At 42.1% G+C, this 16,410-nt stretch carries 11 protein-coding genes; 5 read left to right on the forward strand and 6 right to left on the reverse strand.

Annotation, left to right across the window (positions count from 1 at the left end; all coding sequences use genetic code 11):
- Nucleotides 1–131 precede the first annotated feature (131 nt).
- Nucleotides 132–593 carry a large conductance mechanosensitive channel protein MscL gene (gene mscL, locus PSYCG_RS01900; protein ID WP_020442720.1) on the forward strand — a complete coding sequence of 154 codons (462 nt, stop codon included), beginning with the start codon at nucleotides 132–134 and terminating at the stop codon, nucleotides 591–593.
- Nucleotides 594–692: 99 nt separating this feature from the next.
- Here the strand turns inward: mscL and PSYCG_RS01905 are convergent, their stop codons facing one another.
- The 6 genes from PSYCG_RS01905 to cysM all read right to left on the reverse strand — a co-directional run bounded on the left by PSYCG_RS01905 (nucleotide 693) and on the right by cysM (nucleotide 8,865).
- Nucleotides 693–1,133: a hypothetical protein gene (locus PSYCG_RS01905; RefSeq protein ID WP_020442721.1), complete on the reverse strand. Its 441-nt coding sequence runs from the start codon at nucleotides 1,131–1,133 to the stop codon at nucleotides 693–695.
- 300 nt (nucleotides 1,134–1,433) lie between these two features.
- Nucleotides 1,434–2,357, reverse strand: a complete 924-nt coding sequence (gene mutM, locus PSYCG_RS01910; protein WP_020442722.1) for a bifunctional DNA-formamidopyrimidine glycosylase/DNA-(apurinic or apyrimidinic site) lyase — start codon at nucleotides 2,355–2,357, stop codon at nucleotides 1,434–1,436.
- Nucleotides 2,358–2,396: 39 nt separating this feature from the next.
- Nucleotides 2,397–4,937, reverse strand: a complete 2,541-nt coding sequence (locus tag PSYCG_RS01915; RefSeq protein ID WP_020442723.1) for a RelA/SpoT family protein — start codon at nucleotides 4,935–4,937, stop codon at nucleotides 2,397–2,399.
- 368 nt (nucleotides 4,938–5,305) lie between these two features.
- The gene (gene rlmD, locus PSYCG_RS01920) at nucleotides 5,306–6,847 is read right to left on the reverse strand and encodes a 23S rRNA (uracil(1939)-C(5))-methyltransferase RlmD (protein ID WP_020442724.1); all 1,542 of its coding nucleotides are present in this window, start codon (nucleotides 6,845–6,847) and stop codon (nucleotides 5,306–5,308) included.
- Nucleotides 6,848–7,005: 158 nt separating this feature from the next.
- Complete coding sequence (locus PSYCG_RS01925) at nucleotides 7,006–7,821, reverse strand: 3'-5' exonuclease (protein ID WP_020442725.1); 816 nt, start codon at nucleotides 7,819–7,821, stop codon at nucleotides 7,006–7,008.
- Between the two features lie 87 nt (nucleotides 7,822–7,908).
- Nucleotides 7,909–8,865: a cysteine synthase CysM gene (gene cysM, locus PSYCG_RS01930; RefSeq protein WP_020442726.1), complete on the reverse strand. Its 957-nt coding sequence runs from the start codon at nucleotides 8,863–8,865 to the stop codon at nucleotides 7,909–7,911.
- Nucleotides 8,866–9,258: 393 nt separating this feature from the next.
- Between cysM and PSYCG_RS01935 the strand changes: the two genes are divergently transcribed.
- From PSYCG_RS01935 to PSYCG_RS01950, 4 genes are all read left to right on the forward strand, one after another.
- A complete protein-coding gene (locus PSYCG_RS01935) occupies nucleotides 9,259–12,768 on the forward strand; it encodes an ATP-binding protein (RefSeq protein ID WP_041772405.1) in 3,510 nt (1,169 codons plus the stop codon).
- Between the two features lie 126 nt (nucleotides 12,769–12,894).
- Complete coding sequence (locus tag PSYCG_RS01940; RefSeq protein ID WP_011512751.1) at nucleotides 12,895–13,707, forward strand: crotonase/enoyl-CoA hydratase family protein; 813 nt, start codon at nucleotides 12,895–12,897, stop codon at nucleotides 13,705–13,707.
- A 197-nt stretch (nucleotides 13,708–13,904) separates the two neighbouring features.
- Complete coding sequence (locus PSYCG_RS01945) at nucleotides 13,905–15,164, forward strand: multidrug effflux MFS transporter (RefSeq protein WP_020442728.1); 1,260 nt, start codon at nucleotides 13,905–13,907, stop codon at nucleotides 15,162–15,164.
- Nucleotides 15,165–15,531: 367 nt separating this feature from the next.
- The gene (locus PSYCG_RS01950; protein WP_011512753.1) at nucleotides 15,532–16,404 is read left to right on the forward strand and encodes a transporter substrate-binding domain-containing protein; all 873 of its coding nucleotides are present in this window, start codon (nucleotides 15,532–15,534) and stop codon (nucleotides 16,402–16,404) included.
- Nucleotides 16,405–16,410: the final 6 nt, after the last annotated feature.

Genomic DNA, 16,410 nt, shown 5'->3' on the forward strand with positions numbered 1-16,410 from the left:
ATAAAAAGACAATAGTTGGATATCACTTACTAAAAAAATGAGTAATCTTACGGTTATTATTAAAATCCCAAGTTGGATGCATCATTTACACACTTATCTTATGGTCGATAAGATTTTTAAGGAGATAAATCATGAGTATGGTATCTGAGTTTAAAGAATTTGCTTTAAAAGGTAATGTGATGGATCTGGCCGTCGGTGTGATCATCGGTGGAGCATTCGCTACGATCACAACGTCTTTAGTAGAAGACGTGATCATGCCCATTGTTGCTTTTATCGTCGGCGGCGAAATTAATTTCAAGAATATGTTTTTGATATTGGGCGATGCGCCAGAAGGTGTGGCAAGAACCAATGATGCCCTCAAAGCTGCTGGCATTCCTGTATTGGCTTACGGTAGCTTCATTACGGTGCTGATTAACTTTCTAATCTTGGCGTTTATTATTTTTATGATGGTAAAAATGGTCAACAGATTGCGCCGTGCAGATGAGGTAGAAGAAGCAATAGAAGAAGCAATAGAAGAAGCAATAGAAGAGCCGTCAGAAGAGGTGCAATTGCTTCGTGAAATTAGCGCTAAGCTTGGCAATATTAATAAGTAAACACATTTTACTGACCGTCAGATTAAAAAATAAAAGAGGCTAACGTCATGTTAGCCTCTTTTTATTGGATTTTTTATAATTACTTAATGGTAGTTATGTTTAGGGTCTAACGACAACATAGTCATTGGTATTAATAATAATTTCTGATGGTTGATCAACGACGATACGCACAACGTTATTATCAACGATTTGCGATTTGTAATAGTTGTCTTCAGCAACCGTACAGCCTAAACAGCGACTCATGGCATTCCATGGTTCAACAAAGAGCTTCTGCTGTGCTTGGTCAGCATTACCACCAATCAAAGAGAAGGGCAAACTGACGATGTAAGCGGCTGTACCTGCGACAGCTGCTATCAACTGTAATGGCTTGCCGACAACGGTATCTACAGCCATAGTCTCATAAGAGGGACCAAAATCTGTTTCATCAATTTCTATCGCTGCCAAAGCAGGTTGCATACTTGCAAAAGCTAAGCTGGCACTTATCAATACAGTTAATAGCTTATACTTTGCGGTGCATTTGGTGTTAGCTTGAGCAGTCATAATGATATCCTAAAACTCATAAATAGAATGATAAATGGCTGTTGCTATTTCTCCACAGAAATAGAGATATCGCGGCAACGAGAAATAGCCTATATATTACAGGTAAATAAATGGTTTGCATTATTTATGTAAGTGCAAGCACTATTAAAGCAATATGTGGATCAATAAGCAACAAAAATGCGCAGTATATAAGGATATGTTTATTAATTGCTCTATTTTAATGACAAGTAGTTAAAGAGTGGCGGACTGGTCTATTTAAGTGAATATTGGATAAAAAAATTAATATGGGAAAATCCAGATCTAATTAATTGGCTGACAAACAGGGCAGTAGACACTGGCACGTCCATTGAGCTTGATATTCTCTAAAACTGAATCACAGTGCGGACAAGTTTCACCTTGTCTACCATAGACATTCAAGGTTTGCTGGAAATAACCTGTTTGACCATCAGCAACCGTAAAATCACGTAGTGTTGAACCACCTAGCTTGATAGCTTTCTGTAAAATCGTTTTGATATGGGCGACTAAAATTACTATTTGGTCATATGATATCTTATTCGCTGGAGTAGCAGGATGGATGCCTGAGAGGTATAAGCTCTCAGTGGCATAGATATTACCAACGCCGACCACAGCTTGCTGCTCCATAATGACTGACTTGATGGCTCGTTTGATAGGCTGCTTTTTAAACGATTTGCTGCTTTGAGTCTGGATGGACTGTTCGCTACGTTGGATAAGATAATACAAATATTCTGCTGTGAACGCATCTGATAAAGGCTCAGGTCCTAAATGGTTTAGTAGCTTATCTCCGTAATCCTCAAGCCATAAGATAGAGCCAAAGCGTCTGGGGTCGTAATAATGTAGCTGAGTTTGAGTATCGTCAGCGCCGATAAAACTTATAACCAAATGGTCATGTTTGCGCTTATCGCTTGCGTGACTGTGTTGTTGCAAGCTACCTGACATCCCAAGATGAACCAGAAGCTGTCTCGGCTGTAAATTCCTAGGTTCTACAGAAGATGAGACAGTATCATCAGCTAGCGGTATAAAATTGAGGATTAAATACTTTGCCCGTCGCTCAACGCTGTCCAATGTATAATCAATCAAATCTGCTAAATTATCAGGTACCGACCAACGCAGCTTTGGTTGAAAAACTTGTACGTTGGTGACTTTTTGTCCTAATAAAGGCGTCAGACTGGTTTTTGTCGTTTCTACTTCTGGTAACTCAGGCATAGTATTTTATAAAATCTCTATTAAGAATTAAAGGTATTATCAGGCAACAGCGCGGCGAGCATGTAAGATACCGTGCTGCTGTTCAAGCTTAGCAAGTAACTTGGATAAATGTGCCAGCCCCGACACTTCAATATGAAACTTTAAAAAGGCAATATTATCATCATTGCTCAGAGTTTGAACTTGACGAATATTGACGTTTTCTTTATCAATGATTTGGGTTAAATCGCGTAATAAACCACGCCTATCATAGGCTTCTATATGAATATCAACCGGCTGATAGCGACCAGATTTAATCTTCCAAGCTGCCTTGATTTCGCGTTCAGGATCACGTTCGATCAGGCGCAGATATTCAGGGCAACCACGATTGTGGACACTGACACCACGCGATAAAGTAATGTAGCCCGCGATAGGCTCACCGTGCACAGGGTGACAGCAGCCTGCCAAGCCAACTTCAATGTTATCCAAGCCATCGATTTGGATTTTGTAAGCATCAAGCTTACCTGAATCTCTTTTATCGATAATAGGGGCAAAATCTTCTTCAGATCTTTCAGGCTCTAGATGCAGCTGACGAGAGATATGACTGGTAAGCTGATTTAGACCAATTTCACCCGTCACCAAACCAACCACAATATCGTCGGTATTGTTGACATTAAAATGTTGCGTATAATCGTTTAAATCGATGCTGTTCGGATGTACCGATAGACGTTCAAGCTCTTTACTGAGCATCTGACGCCCGATTTCGATATTCTTATCGCGATCTTGTTTGTTAAACCATTGACGCAGTTTTGAGCGGGCACGATTGGTATGAATATAGCCTAGTGAAGCCACTAGCCAGTCGCGATTGGGCTCACGTGAAGATTTGGTAATAATCTCAACTTGCTCGCCCGTTTTGAGCTGATAGGTTAGCGGCACATAACGCTGATTGACACGCGCTGCTTGAGCACGGTTACCGACCTGCGTATGAACATAATAGGCAAAATCCAGCACAGTCGCACCTTTTGGCAACTCCGTAATATCGCCATCACGACTAAATATGTAAATACGTTCGAGTTCATCAAAATCAACCAATTGCTCTTCGTCATCATATTCAACTTCCTCTAATTCATCACCGGTTGATAAAGATGAGCGCGGCTGATTATTGATAGACAGCAGTTGACGTAAAGAACTGATTCGCTGATTAAGGTAATTGTCCTTTTTATTTTTGAGCCCTTCTTTGTAGTTGACATGGGCACACATGCCAAGCTCAGCTTCAAAGTGCATCTCTTGAGTACGAATCTGTACTTCAAGCGATTTGTTTTCAGCGATGACCGCAGTATGGAGTGAGCGATAACCGTTAGATTTTGGATTAGTAATATAATCGTCAAATTGCTCAGGAATATAACGCCATAACCCGTGTACCAATCCTAGCACGTGGTAACAGTCTGAAGGAGTGGTCACCAATACTCGCAGCGCACGTATATCGTACAGCTGATCAAAAGACAATCCTTTAAGCTTCATTTTTCGATAAATAGAATAAATGTGCTTTACGCGTCCTGAAACTTCGCCCTCAATACCAGATTCTGCTAAAGACTCGTTCAGTCTATCTTGTACGCGCTGGATATAAGACTCACGCTCGCTACGCTTTTCTGATAATAGTTTGGCAATTTCTTTATAACGATCAGGGGCAAGGTAGCGAAAGGCTAAATCTTCAAGCTCCCATTTCAGCTGGGCAATCCCCAAACGATGTGCCAATGGCGCATAAATAGTCATGACTTCACGCGCCACGCGAGCTTGCCGAACTTCATTGGAAAAGGTCAGCTCGCGCATAGCAAAAGTGCGTTCAGCAAGCTTAATCAGTACTACTCGTACATCGTTGGTGACTGAGATCAGCATGCTATAAATATTCGATAATTGATCCCGCTGATTATTTACGAAGTGATCTTCTAAGCGCTTATTGCTTTCGATAATCTCAGACAGTTGTCCCATCGCCAAGGTATCTTTAACCAAGGTTGAGATATCGGTGCCAAACTTTTTTTCGATTTCGCTAAGGCTAATAATCGATTTGCGCGCACTGCGATAGAGCATGGCAGCGACAAGGGCATCTTCATCTTGATAAAGGTAAGTTAAGATATCAGTCATGCCGATACCAGTCACGTAAGCACCCGAACGCTCCGATTCACTGGTATTCATGTGATTACGGACGAATGCACAGGCAGCGCTAAGATTGGGTACTGAATCTTGCCCAATACGCTTTGCAACATTATCAAGCCAAGTAGGTACATCAATATTGATTTGATTTAAATCTAACGCTTCAAGCTCTTGCTGTGAAAACGCCTCGGATTCATCAAGGATTTTATCCCTTAAATAGTCATTTTCAAGATTTGAGTCATGACTGTAGTAGGCGTAATTAACAGAGCGATCAAAGGTAGTATGGAGTTTATGAGTGGCAAGTTGATACTTGATATCTAGTGGGATTTGAGCATAGCTATTGGCAGACTGGTGCGAGCGTTGACTCGCGACCAGTTGCGCTGCCAAAGTTGCACTGTCGGCTTGCGTGGTTTGTCCATCTACCAGCGGTAATCCTTCACGAATTTTTACCATTGCCCACTCCTCTTAGCTATTTTGACTTGATAATAACGCCATCTACAATGCTAGAGCCAAACATGAGCTTGCTATCGATAAATGGTCAGTTATAAATCAATACAGCCGCTAAAAAATCCATTTTTTAGCAGCTATAAAATCAATTATAGGGATCTTGCATAGAATTATGAGCGCTTAGACTCACTATGTTTTATAAATAATAAAAACAGTGACTATTATTATCGCATGTTGCGATGACAAATCAAGCAAGGCTCTGTAATGATAGCGTTAGCCGCATATGCGAGTAACGCAGATATCATTCTTAAATTGCAGCTATTAACGCCTCTAAAAATCATAGGTTAATACTACACTCTGCCATTACATACGGTTTAAGCAGATACTTTTTCAAAGCGCGCGATGGATTCAACGTGACCAGTATGACAAAACATATCCATGACGCCAGCGTGAGTCAAACGATAACCTTGTTCGAGCAATGCTTTGGTATCGCGAGCAAGTGTAGCAGGGTTACAGGAGACATAGACAATCCGCTCGGCGTTAAACTTAGGCAAATATTGCATAATCTCCCACGCGCCAGAACGCGGTGGATCGATAAGCAGCGCATCAAACCCTTGGTTAGCCCACGGTTTGTCCGTACAGTCATGCGTCAAATCTTGGCTATAAAACTCAGTGTTATTAATGCCATTGCGGCGCGCGTTATCAGCGGCGCGTGCAGTCATAGCTTCACTGCCTTCAACACCAACGACCGAGCCGGTTTCACCAACCAAACGCGCGAGAGGCAGGCTAAAATTGCCTAAACCGCTAAATAAATCTAGAACGCGTTCACCTGCTTTTAAATCAAGCAAGTCACAAGCAAGCTTGGTCATCTGACGATTCACCGACAGATTAACTTGGGTAAAATCAGTAGGAATAAATTCAAATGTCAAATCATACTCTGGTAATTGATAATACAAACGTCCAAACTGTTCGCTTAAATCATCTGTCTCCCTCAAGGCAATACGTTGGATACTATCCGCACCCTTTGATTGTAGATACAGCTGCCAATTACGTGCTGCAAAAAATACTTTTAGCTTATCAACATCGCCATCTGATAACGGTTCAAGATTACGCACAATGAGCGCGACTGGCTGATCGCCATCAGGCAGCTCTGGTAAATGCTCGCCCATTGCCAACTCAAGCTGAGCAATCTTGTCGCGGCTATCTAAAGTACTAATAAGGGTTTTTAAGTTTTCAATCTCAAAGCCAATACGCGGATCTAAGATATGACACTCATTTAACTCTGCTAAGAAATTACTAGAACGCTCGCGAAAGCCGACCAAAGCCGTTTCTTTTTTGACCACATAACGTACGCCCAGTCGGGCTTTGGTACGATAGCCAAGGCGATCACCGACTACCGGCTCAAGCCAGTGATCAGGTGCCACATTGGCTTGATGGACCAACATCTCAGCAAGGACAGATTGCTTAAATGTAATTTGTGCATCTGGCTGCCAATGCTGCAAATTACAGCCACCGCAAACACCAAAATGCGGGCAGGGTGGTACAACGCGTTCAGGGTTTGGATTGGCAGTGATGCTAACGGCATCACCCTCTTCAAAGCTGGTGCGGCTATTGGTAATCTTGACCAACGCACTTTCACCTGGCAGGGCAAAGCTGACAAAGATTTTTTTGCCATGCTTGTCTGTGATATGACCATCAGTTTCACCAAAGCCATTACCGTATACCGCAACGCCGCGCCCATCATGTGACAAGCCATCGATGGTAAAGGGGAGTGGCTCAGCATCTTTTAGACGACGACGCGTCTTTGATGATGGCTTGGATTTTTTCTTATTAGGCGGAATCGTAATCGTTTGCGTCTCATTTGCCTGTTCGGTCGCATCTACGTTGGTAAGCGTCTTTGAATCGGTGGGTTGCATAAACCTGCCTATAAAATGAAGGTGTTAAAAATAATAGCAATTTTAACATATAAAGCGACTAAGGTATTAGGCGCTCACAAAGTAAAAAAGCGGTGATTATAAAACTATAATCACCGCTTACATGTATCGTTCATCAATATATCAACTGGCTAAAATTGCTAGCTGATAAGCCAGTCATTCAAAAACGCCTGATGGCGTGGTGTGCCATCTACTTGAGTAAATTTTGTTAGATAATCACGGCTTTGCTGCTGCCAAATGGCAAAATCTGGCAAGGATAGCTGACCAGTCAAACGCAGCCAGCGCAGGTATATCAGCCAAGTATTCATCACATCAGACTCGCAATATATTGACAGCGTTTGCCAGTCATTATTGCTGACAAGCTCGCCGACCATACTGCCATCGACATCCGTCTTACCGGGCAAGCCATATAAGCTAGCAACGACATCCATAGCCTCGCGGCGGCTGGCACCGTATTGGCTAAATCGATCCATCAAGTCAATATGGCGCGTATGGAAGCGATTGACATAGTTATTAAAACGCATGTTTTTGATACGCTCACCTTCTTCAAATAACCAAGGCGCTGCCAAATCATATTGCATGGCACGATAAATAAGTACAGGAATGTCAAAACCTGAACCATTCCAGCTGATCAGTTTAGGCAGTTTTGCAATATCATTAAAGGCGCGAAAAAACTTGGCAAGAATCTCTTCTTCGCTAAATTTGTCTGCAGTGAGGGAAAATAATGAAAAAGTACCATCCTTAATATATAGAGCAGAGATACAGACAATGCGCTGTAATGGCAAACGCATAAAATCATGCCCGGCTTCTTGTATACGAATGGCAGTTAACGCACTGAGTGTATCTGCATCGTTGAGATTAGCCAATTGCGTATAGATACGGCGGGCAGCATCGGTATCTGCAACCGTTTCAATATCAAAGACCAAAATAGGGTCAGACGAAAAAGCTTGTGACATAGAGGTTTCTACCTGATTATAGTCTTACTACACTGCATTAAACGCACTGACCGCATGAACGGCATTGTCAGCGATTTATAAATTATCTTAGTTTACATTATCTAAGCTATCATCAACATTATATAAGCCGGTCGATAAATAACGATCACCACGGTCACAGACGATAAAGGCAATGACGGCATCAGGATTTGCCTTAGCAACTTGTGTAGCCGCCCATGCTGCTGCACCTGATGAGACACCCGCAAAAATCCCTTCGGTTTTAGCAAGCTTACGCATATAAACCTCAGCGACGCGCTGATCGATATCCATAATCTCATCGACTAAGTCGGCATCAAAAATCCCTGGCATATAAGCGGCAGGCCAGCGGCGGATACCAGCGATAGCTGCATCCTCATCAGGCTGTAAACCGATGATTTGTATATCAGGGTTTTGCTCTTTTAAATATTGTGCCACGCCGGTAATGGTGCCTGTGGTACCCATAGAGCTGATAAAATGGGTAATTTTACCGTCTGTTTGCGCCCACAGCTCAGGACCTGTAGTCAGATAATGCGCCTGTTTATTATCAGGATTATTAAACTGATCTAAGACAATACCTTTACCGTCCGTTTGCATTTGTAATGCCATGTCGCGTGCGGCTTCTATCCCTTCTTCTACCTCAATCAGCGTCGCACCATAAGCCGTCATGGCGTCTTTACGCTCTTGGGTTGAGTTGCTTGGCATAAACAAGGTAATCGGATAGCCACGCATCGCCGCTACCATGGCTAATGCAATACCAGTATTGCCACTGGTTGCCTCAATCAACATGTCACCTGGCTTAATATCACCGCGTAGCTCCGCTTGATAAATCATATTAAAAGCAGGGCGGTCTTTGACAGAACCAGCAGGATTATTACCTTCAAGCTTGGCAAGCATGATAGCACCATTGTCAATCTGCTCTTGTTCAGGTAAGCGCTGCAATTTGACTAACGGCGTTTGACCGACGCAATCAGCAAGGTCAGTAATTTGAGTAATAAAATTGGCGTTTGACTGAGCTGTAGCGGACATAAAGTATCCTTAATAGTATCTATTTTTAAAGTAGTTTAACGCTATAGTAAAGTGCTATATATTCGGCAATACTTTGAGGTAACAGCAGCGTTTTTATTATTTGATAAGATTATGGTATTAAATAACCATGTCTTTATAAATGCGTCAATAATAAGTCAATACATCGTGACTGTCAGGTATTTATTATGGAAAATAAAATTTGCGACATTGTATCATCTTGTTTTTGATGGCGCTTAACGCAGATAGCTTTATCGATGATTGTCTAACAGCGGCTAATGGAATCCTGTTAAGATAATCATAAGCTATATAGTCGTTAATAGATGATACCTAAGCGGTCAGTCAAAGCATTATAAAATGCCAGTAACAAAAACAGTAGTGGAGATGGTGCCCAGTATGGCTCACAAAAAACGTTTTGATACCAGTAGTGCTTATGGTCAGCTGGTCATATTGGTATTTTTGCCCATCTGTTTACTCGCAGCAGTGGGCGGTATCTTGGTGTTTTATGAAACCATGCGTGCCAGTAATTCAGAGCAAGCAGTGTTGGCTGAGGCGGTACTTATCCGCTATTCACCTACGATTGCAGAGATAATACCTGAGCTATTAGAGCAAGATGCTGCCAAGATACAGACTTCAGAAAATAATAATGAAAATGCTAATGACAATAATAATAAAGTCTCGCAAGCTGCGATTGCAAAGTTAGAAGGTATCCAAGATAAACTCAGGCGTATGCGGGCAGAGCAACATGTTCAGCGTATCGCTATTGTCAATCAGAGCAACGACATACTTGCGACAGTTGGCTATGGTACGGAAGAGGTGTGGCCTGCAATCGATCCATCAGAGCGTTTTTTAGCGCAAAAATCCACTCCTATCGGTACCGCTTACGGCAGTATATTAGGTGAATTTGAGGGTCAAACACTGTGGTTATTAGTCGATATGGATAGTGAGCCGCTTTATATTGCGCGCTATCGTATCGCTATGGCATTGGTGATTACCGGTTTGTTTACGTTATTAATTCTACTACTAAGTTTAAACATTTATTCAAAACGTTGGATTGCGCCGATTTATGAGCTGCGGCTGCAATTACAACGTACTCACGTCGATAATCTTTATCAGCCTATCCCCGTTGAGTCGAATGGTGAACTAAATCTATTACAACAAGACTTGGTGAGAACATTACGCCGTTTATATGTTAGTTTTCAAGAGCTGAAAGAACATGCGGAGCAGACCGAAGATGATTTGCGTCTTGCTTTTGATGAGATGGAGATGCAAAACATCTCTATTCGTAATGCGCGTGATGCGGCAATTTCTACCAGCCAAGCCAAATCAGCGTTTTTAGCCAATATCAGTCATGAGCTGCGTACGCCGCTCAATAGTATTGATGGTTTTATTAATTTGCTCGCGCGTCACGGTGAGCTCAATCCTGAGCAAGACTTGTATGTACAAACCATTCGCAAATCGTCCGCCCACTTATTGGCATTGGTCAATGATGTGCTTGATTTCTCTAAAATCGAAGCGGGCAAGTTGGTACTAGACCGCCATGAGTTTGATCTTTATGACACTATCTATGATGTGGTCGATATGCTGTCGCCGGTGTCTGCAGAAAAAGGTCTGCGCATGGCGGTACTGTTTTACAACGATGTGCCAATGCGTATCAATGGTGATGCGCTGCGCCTCAAACAAGTACTAACCAATATTGTTGGTAATGCGATTAAATTCACTGATAGCGGTGACGTGGTGGTGCGTGTCAGCTTAGATGACTATCAAGACAATTATTTGATGATTAGCGTGCAAGACAGTGGTAAAGGCATCTCGCTGTCTGATCAAAAAATGCTCTTTCAAAGCTTTAGTCAAGGAGATCCATCCATCACGCGTCAATATGGTGGCACAGGATTGGGTCTGGTCATCTCTAAACAATTAACACGGCTGATGGGCGGCGATATTGGTTTTTATGACAATATGCAAGAGAATATTTCCAATCAAGGCGCGACGTTTTGGTTTCGTATGCCAGCCCATGTTGATGTGGTAGAGGCAGCGACAGGACAAACCATTGAGCTGCCTGTATTGGCACCATTGGCAAGTGCAACCGATGAATTTAACGTTCTTATTTGGATTAACCATACCGCGTCTATACAAGTACTGAAAGCTAGTCTGCATCATTTGCCTATTAAGCTAACCCAAGCCAACTCTTTGCCAGGTTTGCTTGAATCGTTAAAAGAGCGTGGTAACTATTGGGACTGGGTCATCGTTGATGATGATACCCAAGACGATATGATGGCGCTGCTTAAGCAAATTCGTTTACATTATCAAGGTAAACTGGCCGTCTTTGGTTATCAAGTTGCCGCTGATCAAGCACTACTCAATCGTTACCATGCCAATATTTTGTATGAGCCATTAGACAAGAGACAGTTGTATGCCATGCTAGATACGCAAAAGCGTAGTGTACCTACTGGGATGGCAGAACCACGTTGGAAAGGCGTTACCGTATTGGCAGTTGACGATCATTTGCCAAACTTACTGGTGCTTGATGCGCTGCTGAGCGAGCTTGGTATTCATGTTATTACGGCCAGTAACGGATTTGATGCGATAGAGCTAATCAGTAAACAACAAGCGAAAAATATCAAAGCTACCAAAACTGAAAAACAAAGCCTGTCGAAAAAAACTCAAATCTCAAAAGCGGTCACGCGAGATGATGTCAGTAAATCAGCGGTTAGCACGTTACATATCGAAGACGTAACGACAGAAGAAAAGGGTAACGCACAACCTAAAGATAGGATCGATCTTATCTTTATGGATATTCAAATGCCACGTATGTCAGGGCATGAGGCGGCGCGACAAATCCGTAAGATTGAAGCAGCAGATAGTCATATTCCCATTATTGCACTGACTGCACATGGGCTGGCAGACGAGCGGGATAAATTAGTCGCTAGTGGTATCAATGATTATGTCGGTAAGCCTATTAGCCAGCCGCAGCTGCTACAAGTATTACAAAAATGGCTTGGGCGTAATGCGTCGTCATCACCATTAACGGCAGAAAATGATGAGTATCCACAAGGTCTTGGCATAGCAGGTGACTTACAAGTATTAGACTCAAAAACCATTGACGCTCAAAATTCTGATGTACCAAATATGATGCTGCAACCTTCCTCGTCTGCGCCTAAAAATGCAGCGCCGCCTACCTATCAAATGGTTCGAAGCGAGCAGGTTCAGAGTTATAAACCTACCAAGATGAGCAATGAAAAAAGAGTGAAGCGACCTCTGTCACTGAAAAAAATCCGTGATGACTACCTGCGTGACAGTCAACCACGTGAAGACTATCGGCGTGAAAACCTGCGCGAAACGCAGCCACGCTATGAAAACTTGCGTTTTCAAGAACAAGGGCAGGCGGCATTTGGTACGCGTTCTATTCAAACGCTCGATGATAATAAAGATGAACTATCAGTCAGTACTATGTATCTGCAAAACGACAATAACTTAAATGCTTTTGTATTTAATACCTTGGATATTCTAGATTGGCAAGATGCATTGACGCGATCAGCCAATAAGCCAGATCTTGCTGCAAAGCTAATCATTATGATGCTTGATACCATTAATGAGGAAAAACAAGCATTGACGCAAGCGTGGGAGGCACAAAATCGCAGTATGCTCGCGCAAATCGCTCATCGGATATTGGGCGGCAGTCGTTATACGGGCGTGCCACAACTGCGCCAAGCCAGCCAAGATTTAGAAGATAAGTGTTTATTAAATATCCAACATACCACGCCTGCACAGTTTGCAATGTTAGAGCCTTATTATGAGGCTTTATTAACCGCTTTGAATAATTTGCAAACGCTTGATTTGTCTGCTTATCCGCAGCTTAATTACCATCGTCTAAGTGAAAACGATATGACTTGGAAAATGATTTAAGGAAAAGTTTTATGATACTAAGAGCTAACGATATCGTGGCAGTCAGTTATTGATAAGGTAGGAGATAGGCAAGGCTGTTAATATCACTCTATATATAAGCTATTATTTCAATTATTAAGGATGATTATGCACACTATCGCCACCTACCAATATGAAACACTGCAAGTTAGCGCGACTGATGATATTTTAACCGTGACAATCAATCGACCTGAGAAAAAAAATGCCATGAGTTTTAAAGTGGTCGAAGAGTTGATTGCGGTAGCCGGTCGCATCAGTAAAGACAAAACGATACGTGCGGTGATTTTAAATGGTGCTGAAGGCACCTTCTGCGCAGGAATAGATTTGGGCGACTTAAATCACCCCAAAAACCAAGTTTTTGCGCTATGGGAGTTGATCAAACCTTGGCAAAGCTCATTTCAGCGCGTGTGCTTAGTATGGCGTGATGTCCCAGTACCTGTCATTGCCGTACTTGAAGGATATTGTATCGGTGCAGGCTTACAGCTGGCGCTGGCATGTGATATTCGTATCAGCCATCCTGATTGTAAATTGGCTATTATGGAAGCTAAATGGGGACTAGTACCAGATATGGGCTTGACGCAATCTGGTTTTGGCGTGGTACGCGCTGATATCCTAAAAGAGCTGGCAATGACAGCCCGTATCGTTAGTGCAGAGCAGGGCAAAGAGCTAGGATTGGTCAGTCATTGCAGTGAGACGCCACTTGAGCAAGCGCAGCAACTTGCCGCTGAATTTGCTGAACGGTCACCAGATGCTGTGCTGGCAAGTAAACGCGTTATCAATGCCATGTTTGAACAATCTGCGACTACTTTATATATAGAAAAAGTCTGGCAATTAAAGATGATGTTCGGGCGCAATCGTAAACTTGCCCTTAGAAAAGCGAAGCAAGCCAGTACTGTATTTGGCAAGCGCCAGTTCCGTTAATACAGTTTAGATAGCTTATTGTTTTAAATGACTTCATCTTATTTCAAACGAACCATTGTTTTATTGATTAAAGTTTGTTTTATTAACGTGATACCTCTATTGAAATATAGGCAGACAGTGCGATATAAGACTGTCTGCTTGCGTAGCGGTTCGTCGATAAAAATAAAATAACAATCACTAGATCAAATGGTTTAACTATGTCTGCTCCAAAATCCCCCCTTCCTAATAAACCGCTTGCTGCTGACCGCGTGCGCTCTGCCGATTTACCTGTCGCATGGATTATGATGCTGGGTCTTATCGTTGCGGTAGGACCTTTATCTATTGATATGTATCTGCCAGCGTTACCATCGATGGCGGATGACTTTGGTGTCTCGACTGCCTTTATGGCAAACTCCGTACCTGCTTACTTTGTCGGGTTGGTATTTGGTCAATTGTTTTATGGTCCCTTTAGTGACCGCGTTGGCCGCGTCAAGCCTTTATATATAGGCATGGTCTTATATGTGATTGCCTCTATTATTTGTGCAACCACCAACAATGAATACGTGTTGTTCGCTGGTCGTACCTTGCAAGCGCTCGGTGCTTGCGTCGGCGCAGTCGTTACCCGTGCTGCGATTCGAGACCGTCTAACCGCTAAGCAAACGGCAAAAGCGTTTTCTATCATGATTTTGGTAATGGGTTTAGCGCCGATACTAGCACCATCACTTGGCGCAGTATTTTTGCAGTATTTTAGCTGGCATTCTATCTTTTGGTTTTTGGCGGCTTTTGGCACGTTAAATTTATTACTGACCAAATTTTTCTTTTTTGAGACCCTTAGCGAAGAAAACCGCACTGTGCGTCCTGCCAAAGAGATACTCAGTCAATATTGGGATTTGCTTAGAGATCCCACCTTTAACTATCCGGCGATTGGCGGCGGGTTATTGATGGGCGCAATGTTCGTTTATATCAGCTCAGCCTCTGAACTTATCATGGATACCTATGGTATGTCAGCCACACATTTTGGCTGGCTCTTTGGTATGAATGCCGCAGGCTTTGTGGCATTGACGCAGCTTAACCAATGGCTGACCAATCGCTTCCGTATTTTGAGTATTTTACGTTTTGGTGCGATGATGCAGGTCATCTCAGCAGGGGCTCTATTTATCCTCGGCATTGTATTTGGCACGGATGCTTGGTTGCCATTGGTCTTAGTCTGTATTTTCTTTTGTATCTCAGGTCTAGGTTTGACACAGCCCAACGCTTCAGCGATTGCGCTCGCTTTTCAAAAGCGCCGTGCTGGTATGGCCAGTGCGCTACAAGGCTCGCTTATGTTCTCAGTAGGTATCTTTGGTGGATTGTTATTAAACTTATTCCCCGTCAATCCAGTACTGAAAATCGGTATCGCGATGTTTGCACTGATGAGTCTTGGTTGCTATTTAATTTGGCAGATAGACCGTAATTTGGATTTAGATAATGCAGATTAATTAACTGACAAATTCTATTTATTAATATTTATAATTAAAAAAGCATTCAGTACGTATTCATCGTCTGAATGCTTTTTTTTATGCTTTTTTTATTCATTGTTAATAATATCTATTTTTGGTACAAGCCTCAGTACGCTTAGCTTGATAGATAAAAATCTTGAACCTGATTTATATATTGTATATACATTTATAGCTATATATAAACAATTGTTTGTCTTGACAAAACAAAGTGATTGCAATGACTGAGTTGCTCAATTATTATCTAAGGTAATTTTCTGTAATTAAGTGTTTTTTATACCTTTCTTAAACTTACAGAATTGTTTTTAAAATTGATTTTTTGAATAAAATTGAGGCTTAAGGATAAGAGATGAAACTATTATATCGAGCATTACCGATTATATTGAGTGTAGGCTTATTTGGGTGTGGAAATTCTTCTACCCAAGACAACGCTAATGCAGCTGGCGCAACAGTAACGGAACATAAAGACAATTTTGTCAGTAAACTTCCTGCTACAGCACCGACATTAAAGGTGGCAATGACTGGTGATTTACCGCCTTTCTCATTTCAAGATGATTATGGCAACATGCAAGGCACTGATGTCGATTCGATTAGAGCCATTGGGGAAGAGCAAGGCTTTAAAGTCGAATTCTACAAAGAGTCATGGCAGGATATGTTCGATAGTGTGGAATCGGGAAAGCGTGATTTAGCTATTTCTGGTATTTCTTATAAAGATGATCGTGCAATTAGATATGGTCTATCAACGCCTTACTTTTTCAATCCAGCTACTATTATGTATTTGGAAGGAAAGTTTGATATCAAAGATTTAAACGATATCAAAGGTCTAAAAACAGGTACTTTAGAGGGTTCTAAAGAAGAAGACACTCTAAAAGAGATGGGCAGCTCAGTTGAGCTGGTTTCAAGATCTACTGCATTTTTGGCTTATCAGGACTTAGTTCAAGGTAATACTGATGTGTTCTTATATGATATGCCAGTTTTGCAATACATTATAAAAGGCTATCCAGAACATAAAGTTAAGATTGTCCCTTATGAAGCAGCGGATGCGCCTTCAGCACAGCAAGTCGTGTTGATGGCAAAAGAAAATACTAAGCTGATCAAGAGTGTAAATGAAGGCATTACCAAGTTAAAAGCAAAAGGCACATTTAAAGAGATTGAAGAGAAATGGCTGGGTGCGACTGAGCCTGCGACCAAAAGTACTTCAAATAATCAGCAATCGAGCTAAGGGACT

The sequence above is a fragment of the Psychrobacter sp. G genome (genome assembly GCF_000418305.1).
GTDB classification, from domain to species: Bacteria; Pseudomonadota; Gammaproteobacteria; order Pseudomonadales; family Moraxellaceae; genus Psychrobacter; species Psychrobacter cryohalolentis.